6 protein-coding genes and 1 pseudogene are annotated in these 6,501 nt (G+C 66.1%); 4 read left to right on the top strand and 3 right to left on the bottom strand.

From position 1 onward, the window contains the following. Positions 1 to 8: 8 nt before the first annotated feature. Positions 9 to 827, top strand: coding sequence for an ankyrin repeat domain-containing protein (locus J7I85_RS05760; protein WP_308159401.1), 819 nt, complete (start codon positions 9 to 11; stop codon positions 825 to 827). On the opposite strand, the gene J7I85_RS05765 is transcribed toward J7I85_RS05760, so the two are convergent. Continuing rightward, positions 808 to 1,485, bottom strand: a complete 678-nt coding sequence (locus tag J7I85_RS05765; protein WP_214847857.1) for a CoA transferase subunit B — start codon at positions 1,483 to 1,485, stop codon at positions 808 to 810. The genes J7I85_RS05760 and J7I85_RS05765 overlap by 20 nt on opposite strands. A 29-nt stretch (positions 1,486 to 1,514) precedes the next feature. Continuing rightward, positions 1,515 to 2,246, bottom strand: a complete 732-nt coding sequence (locus J7I85_RS05770; RefSeq protein WP_214847859.1) for a CoA transferase subunit A — start codon at positions 2,244 to 2,246, stop codon at positions 1,515 to 1,517. A 176-nt stretch (positions 2,247 to 2,422) separates the two neighbouring features. Here J7I85_RS05770 and J7I85_RS05775 point away from each other — a divergent pair, with 176 nt between their 5' ends. From J7I85_RS05775 to J7I85_RS05785, 3 genes and pseudogenes are all read left to right on the top strand, one after another. Then, positions 2,423 to 3,205 carry an IclR family transcriptional regulator gene (locus J7I85_RS05775; RefSeq protein ID WP_214847861.1) on the top strand — a complete coding sequence of 261 codons (783 nt, stop codon included), beginning with the start codon at positions 2,423 to 2,425 and terminating at the stop codon, positions 3,203 to 3,205. A gap of 348 nt (positions 3,206 to 3,553) precedes the next feature. Next, entirely contained in the window at positions 3,554 to 4,510 is a 957-nt protein-coding gene (locus tag J7I85_RS05780) for a plastocyanin/azurin family copper-binding protein (protein ID WP_214847863.1), read from the top strand. Positions 4,511 to 4,601: 91 nt separating this feature from the next. Continuing rightward, positions 4,602 to 5,495, top strand: a pseudogene (locus J7I85_RS05785) (NADP-dependent oxidoreductase); the annotation flags it as partial. Positions 5,496 to 5,545: 50 nt separating this feature from the next. On the opposite strand, the gene nadE reads toward J7I85_RS05785, so the two are convergent. Next, positions 5,546 to 6,400 carry an ammonia-dependent NAD(+) synthetase gene (gene nadE, locus J7I85_RS05790; protein WP_214847872.1) on the bottom strand — a complete coding sequence of 285 codons (855 nt, stop codon included), beginning with the start codon at positions 6,398 to 6,400 and terminating at the stop codon, positions 5,546 to 5,548. Between the last annotated feature and the right edge of the window lie 101 nt (positions 6,401 to 6,501).

A 6,501-nucleotide genomic window follows, 5' to 3' on the forward strand; every position in this document is an offset into this window, starting at 1 on the left:
TGCGCGCTGTGGTTGGAGACGGGCACGGCGGCGAGCGCAGGGAAAGGCGCAAGGCCAGAGGCAGGTTCGACGGCGGCCGGCTGGCCGCCGCTCTTCCGCTCCTGGGACTGGCAGTACTGGTGGCGTCCCTGCTGGCGGGGTGCTCCGGCGCCCCAATGGCCTCCGGCCCGGCCCCAGCCAGTTCAAGCCCCGTCGGTTCAGCCCAGGGAAGCCCGACGGCGGAGGCCAGCTCGAAAGGCCCGACGGCGGCGGGCGGTTCCGGTTCGAACGGCACTGCGGGCCCGCCGTCGTCCGCTCCTGCCGCCCCACGTCCCTCCCTGTCCCCGGCTGAGCAGCAGAAGCTGGACCAGCGGCTGGTCCTGGCCGCGAAAGCCAACGACGTGGCGCTCGTGGCCCGGCTGATCCGGGAAGGCGGGAACGTAAACGCCAAGGACTCGATCCAGGATTCAGCCTTCCTGTACGCGGGCGCCGAGGGCTTCAACGAACTTCTGCGGCTGACCCTGGCCCACGGTGCGGACGTCAGGAGCACCAACCGTTTCGGCGGCACCGCCCTGATCCCGGCCAGCGAGCACGGGCATGTGGAGACAGTGCGGATCCTCATCGCCGCCGGCGTCCCCGTCAATCACGTCAACAAGCTCGGCTGGACCGCGATTCAGGAAGCCATCCTCCTGAACAACGGAGGTCCGAGGCAGCAGGACGTGGTGCAGCAACTGCTGGACGCCGGGGCGGACCCCAACATCCGCGACCCGCAGGGCAGGACGGCTGTGGAGAACGCCGAGCGTCTGGGCTTTGCGGAGATCGCCCGGCTTATCCGGTCGCGGAGCTGACTCCCTGCTCGAGTGCCACCAGGAATTCGGCCCCTGTCTTCTCACGGATTTCTTCTTCCGTGACGCCGGGGGCGAGGCGGGTGAGGGCGAGCCACCGGCCGCCGTCGTCCTTTTTGGGGAGGTCGAAGACCGCGAGGTCGCTGATGATGCGGTCCACGACGCTCACACCGGTCAGGGGCAGGGTGCAGTCGGTGACGATTTTGGGGCTGCCGTCTTTGGCGTTGTGTTCGGTGAGGACCACAACGCGCGGCGTGCCTGCGACGAGGTCCATGGCCCCGCCCATGCCCTTGACCATTTTGCCGGGGATGGTCCAGTTGGCGAGGTCGCCGTTGCCGGAGACCTGCATGGCCCCGAGGATCGCGATCTTCACGTGGCCTCCGCGGATCATGCCGAAGGAGGTGGCGGAGTCAAAGACGCTGCCGCCGGGCAGGATGGTGACGGTCTGTTTGCCGGCGTTGATGAGGTCGGCGTCCTCCTCGCCCTCGTAGGGGAACGGGCCCATGCCGAGCAGCCCGTTCTCGCTCTGCAACACGACGCGGACGCCGTCGGGCAGGTTGTTGGCCACCAGCGTCGGGATGCCGATGCCCAGGTTCACGTAGTCGCCGTCGTTCAGTTCTTCGGCCGCGATGGCAGCCATTTCATCCCTGGTCCAGGCCATGGGGTTCTCCTTCGTAAGTGTGTGAGGCCTCAGACGGCCACGGCGCCGGTGTTGAGAAGTTCGCTGCGACGCCGGACGGTGCGCTGCTCAATGTCCTTGAGTCGGCCCGTGGCCTGCACGAGTCGCTGCACAAAGACGCCCGGGGTGACGATGTGGTTGGGGTCCAGATGGCCCGGTTCCACGATCACCTCGGCCTCCGCGATGGTTAGCTTGCCGGCGGTGGCAACCACGGGATTGAAGTTCCGGGCTGTGTGCCGGTAGATCAGGTTGCCATCGGTATCGGCGGTGTGGGCGTGGACGAGGGCGACGTCGGCGAGGATGGCCCGCTCCCGGACGTACGTTTCACCCTCGAACACCTCGTGCGGCTTGCCCTCGGCCACCAGGGTACCCACCCCGGTTTTGGTGTAGAAAGCGGGGATGCCGGCGCCGCCGGCGCGCAGCCGTTCGGCCAGGGTGCCCTGCGGCGTGAACTCCACCTCCAGGACCCCGGCGAGGTACTGCTCCGCGAAGAGCTTGTTCTCACCGACGTAGGACGCGATCACCTTGCGGACCTGCCCGGCCTCGATCAGGATCCCCAGGCCCTTGCCGTCCACCCCCATGTTGTTCGACACCACCGTCAGATCCTTCACACCCGAATCGCGCACCGCCTCGATCAGGTCCGCCGGAATGCCGCTCAGCCCGAACCCGCCCACGGCCAGGGTGATCCCGTCCCGCAGCACAGCGTGCAGGGCCTCCGCAGCACCGGATTTCAGTTTGGACATCGCATCTCCTCGTTGAGCTGTGCCGCAGTCCACTTTGTGGACGCTGGTTCTGACTGTGGAGCGTAGGCGGGCCGTTGAGGCTGTGTCAAGGTTTGAAAGTCTATCCGCTGTAGCGCCTGCATACTGTGGACGATAGGCTGGGGAGTGTCCACAATATGGATCTTTAGGGAGAAGTCGTGAATCACGCACCGGTCCAAGGCGCACAGGTCGTCAGCCGCATCGCGGGCCTCCTGCGCATCGTGGGACGCAAGCCCGAAGGAAGCCCGCTCGTGGAGCTTGTGCGGGACTCGGGACTGACGCGTCCTACCGTGCACCGCCTGCTCACGTCACTCGCGGCCGAGGGCCTCCTCGACCACGACCCCCTGAGCGGGAACTGGGTGCTCGGCCCCGAGGCCCTGCTGATGGGCTCGGTTGCTGCCGCGCGCTTCCCGCTGGAGGACCTCGCGAGGCCCAGTCTGCGCCGGCTTGCCGAGGAGACCGGCGAGAGCGCCTTCTTCTCGATCCGCCGGGGCTCGGAGACCGTGTGCCTGCTGAGGGAGGAAGGCAGCTTCCCCGTCCGCTCCTTTGTGCTTCATGAGGGTGTCCGGTTTCCGCTGGGCGTGGCATCCGCAGGAACAGCGATCATGGCGTTCCTGCCCGAGGCGGAACAGGAGCAGATCCTGGGGGACTGGGCTGCACATGCCGGCAAGTACGCGCAGGGCCACGCGGAAGACGTGGTCCGGAAGAGCCTGCAGCAGACCCGCCGCCGGGGCTACTCGGTGAACCCCGGTTTGGTGCTCGAAGGCAGCTGGGGGATGGGCGCAGCGGTCTTCGACCAGGCTGGCCGTCCGTCCTGGGCACTGTCCCTGACCGGCATCGAACCCCGGTTCCGTGGAGACCGGCGCGAGCTGCTGGGGCGGCTCCTGCTGGAGGAGGCCCACCGGCTTACCGGCCGGCTCCAGAGACGGAGCGCCAACTGAAAACTCTCCTCGACAAATACATTGACGCGGAGCACCATTGGGACTGTATCGGTAGTCTCGGGCCGGTCGGCTTCGGCCGCACATCGGTCACGAATCAGGCTCTGACGGCTCAACAGAACCACAACTTGTCCCTTCGAGAACCGGAAAGTCCCGTGTTGTCGCCTAGTCCGGTGGCGGGTCCGGTTCCGGGGCCTCTTTCCTGCGCTGGGCTGGGCGACAAGGAAAGCAGAAGGGCCCCGCTGGCCCGTACCGCTCTGGCATCGGTCCGGCGCCGCAGTCCGCGGGTCGGCACCTTCCCGGCTGGCCGCACAGCGGCCGCCAACGCCCAGCGTAAAAGGAATGAGTCGCATGACTCTCAAACCAGCAAACCACCAAAGGCCGCACCTGCTGCGCCTTCTCCTCGCCTCTTTGGCGGCCATGCTTTTGCCGCTCTCCCTCGGCAGCGCCGCATATGCCGGCGACGAGGACTCACCGAAGACCTGGACTGTCCAGGTCGGCTCAGAGTCCTCAGACCAGGCCATCCAGGGCATGTCCTTCCTTCCGTCGAATATCTATGTCAACGCCGGAGACAACATCAAGTGGGTGGCAAACTCCGCCGAAATCCACACCGTGACGTTCCTGGCGAAAGGCCAGTCGCTCAAGCCGTTCAACCCCTTTGACCCGAAGCAGCTGGGCCGACAGGGTGGCACAGGCTATGACGGCCACTCGTACTACAACTCCGGAATCATGGCCAATGTCTCCAACACCGGCTTCAAAGCGGTAGAGCATTACACGCTGAAGTTCACGCACACCGGCAATTTCACCTACTACTGCGTCGTTCATGGCATGGCGATGAAGGGTACTGTCCATGTCCGGGCCGCCGGAACCGAGTACCCCTTCACCCAGTCACAGTACGACCGCCAGGCCAAGAAGCAGGAACGGAAGATCGTGCGGGATGGCGAGAAGCAATGGGAGGCTGCCCGCAAGCAGGCCAGCAACCACAAGGTGATCGCCGGAACGGACAACGAAACTGCCATGCTGATGCGGTTCGTCCATCACGAGATAGTGGTCCACCTTGGCGAGACTGTGACGTTTGTGAACAGCGGAATGGGTGCACCGCACACCGTGACGTTCGGGCAGGAGCCAGCCAATGTGTTTGCGCCCGTGGGCAATCCCAAGGACTTTAAGGGCGGGAACCTCAGCTCCGGCCTGATGGAGCCAGGGGACAAATTCACCGTGACGTTCAACAAGGTGGGAGAGTTCGACTACATCTGCGCCCTGCACGACTACATGGGCATGGTGGGTGAGGTGGAAGTCCGGCGCTGACTGGATGTCCCGGACGTTTCCTTGTGATGCCTGCAGTGCCGTGCCTACCCTTGCACTACGGGCGCGGGACTGCAGCAAAGGAGCCAGAGCCATGAGCACCAGGGTCTACTTCGACGAATACGGCGGCCCCCAGGTGCTGAAGGTGGGTACGGAGCAGCTGGCCGAGCCGGGTGACGGCCTGGTCCGGGTGGAATTCCGGGCGGTCAGCGTCAACCCCGCGGACTGGAAACTTGTGGCAGGCTACCTGAAAAAGTGGATACCCCTGGACTTTCCGGCGGTGCCCGGCAGCGAAGCGGCCGGCGTCGTGACCGCCGTCGGGCCCGCTTTTGAGGGGTTTGCGGTGGGTGACGAGGTCATTTGGAGCGGACTTATGGGCGGCTACCGGACAGAGGCCGTGGTGCCGGCCGACCAGCTGACCCCCCTGCCGGCGGGCGTGGACTTCGAGCAGGCTGCGTGCATTCCGGTGGCAGGGGGCACGGCGTATTCGGCACTGAAGCAGCTCATGGTGGGAGCCGGGGACACGGTGCTGATCCACGGATCCGCGGGCGGGGTTGGCTCGGCCGCGGTCCAGATTGCGCAGGCCTTCGGCGCACGCGTGATCGGCACGGCGTCGGAGGCCAACCAGGAGTACCTCAGCGAACTGGGCGCCCAACCCGTGACGTACGGCCGCGGCCTGGCCGAACGGGTGCGCTCCCTGGCCGACGACGCCGGCACAGTCACGGCAGTCCTGGACACCGTGGGGAGCGAGGACTCGCTGGCAGCAACAGCCGAGCTGCTCCAGGGCACCGGCCGGGCGGTGACCACCGTTCCGGGCGAGCAGTCATCAGCAGCCGGGCTGGCGGCCGTACAGCAGTTGGAAGGCCGGGTGGCGGAAGTGGGGACGCTCGCCGCGGAGGGCCAGATCACCTTCACGATCGCGCACCGGATGCCGTTGATCGAGGCCGCCGACGCGCTGGAAATCAGCCGCGGCGGCCACGGCCGCGGGAAGATCCTGCTTCTTGCCCTAGACACGTCCGGAGGCCAAGCCCAGCTGGCTCAGAGACCTGCCCTGGCCTCTTCCGGACCCTCGTGCTTCCACCAGGTGTCGAAGATGCTGACCGGAACTGTGCGCTTGTGCCGGGTCCGCAAGTACTTCTGCTCGATCAACTCTGCTGCTCTGTCGCCGACGTCGCGGCCCTCGAGGTAATCGTCGATCTGGTCGTAGCTCAGGCCCAGTTCGTCCTCGTCGGTGCGGCCGGGCCGGCCGTCCAGGAGGTCGGCCGTCGGCACCTTCTTCCAGACCCGCTCCGGGGCGCCGAGGTGTTCCAGCAGGGCCCGGTTCTGCCGCTTGTTGAGGCCGAACAGCGGCAGGATGTCGGCCCCGCCGTCGCCGTATTTGGTGAAGAACCCGGTGACGGATTCAGCTCCGTGGTCCGTGCCGATGACGAGGTAGTTGTGCTCGCCCGCCAGGGCGTACTGGGCGATCATGCGCGTGCGGGCCTTGGTGTTGCCCTTGTGGAAGTCGGAGATGCCGTTGCCGACCGTCTTTTCGAACTCGTCCTCGAAGCCGTCCACGGCGGCGGAAATGTTGAACGTCCATTCCTTAGAGGCCTTGATGAAGTCCAGGGCGGCCTGCGCGTCCTCCTCGTCGTGCTGGACGCCGTAGGGGAGGCGGACCGCCACAAACTGCGCGTCCACGCCCTCTGACTGTAGCTCTTCGACTGCGAGCTGTGCGAGCCGCCCGGCGAGCGACGAGTCAAGGCCGCCGGAGATGCCCAGGACAAAGCCCTTGGTGCCGGTGGCCTTGAGGTACTCCTTCAGGAAAGTGACGCGTTTGCGCACCTCCTCTGCGGGATCGATCTGGGGCTGGACGCCCATTTCTTCGATGATCTTGGCTTGGAGTGTGCGCATGAGACACAGCCTAGTCAGCGGGCTCCGCAAGGCTCAACTGTTTCCGCCGCGCAGCAAGCCGGCCACGGCGTGTCAACAGGGCGAACGGATCCTTCTATGGT

Source organism: Arthrobacter sp. ISL-65, assembly GCF_018613795.1.
Lineage (GTDB): Bacteria > Actinomycetota > Actinomycetes > Actinomycetales > Micrococcaceae > Arthrobacter.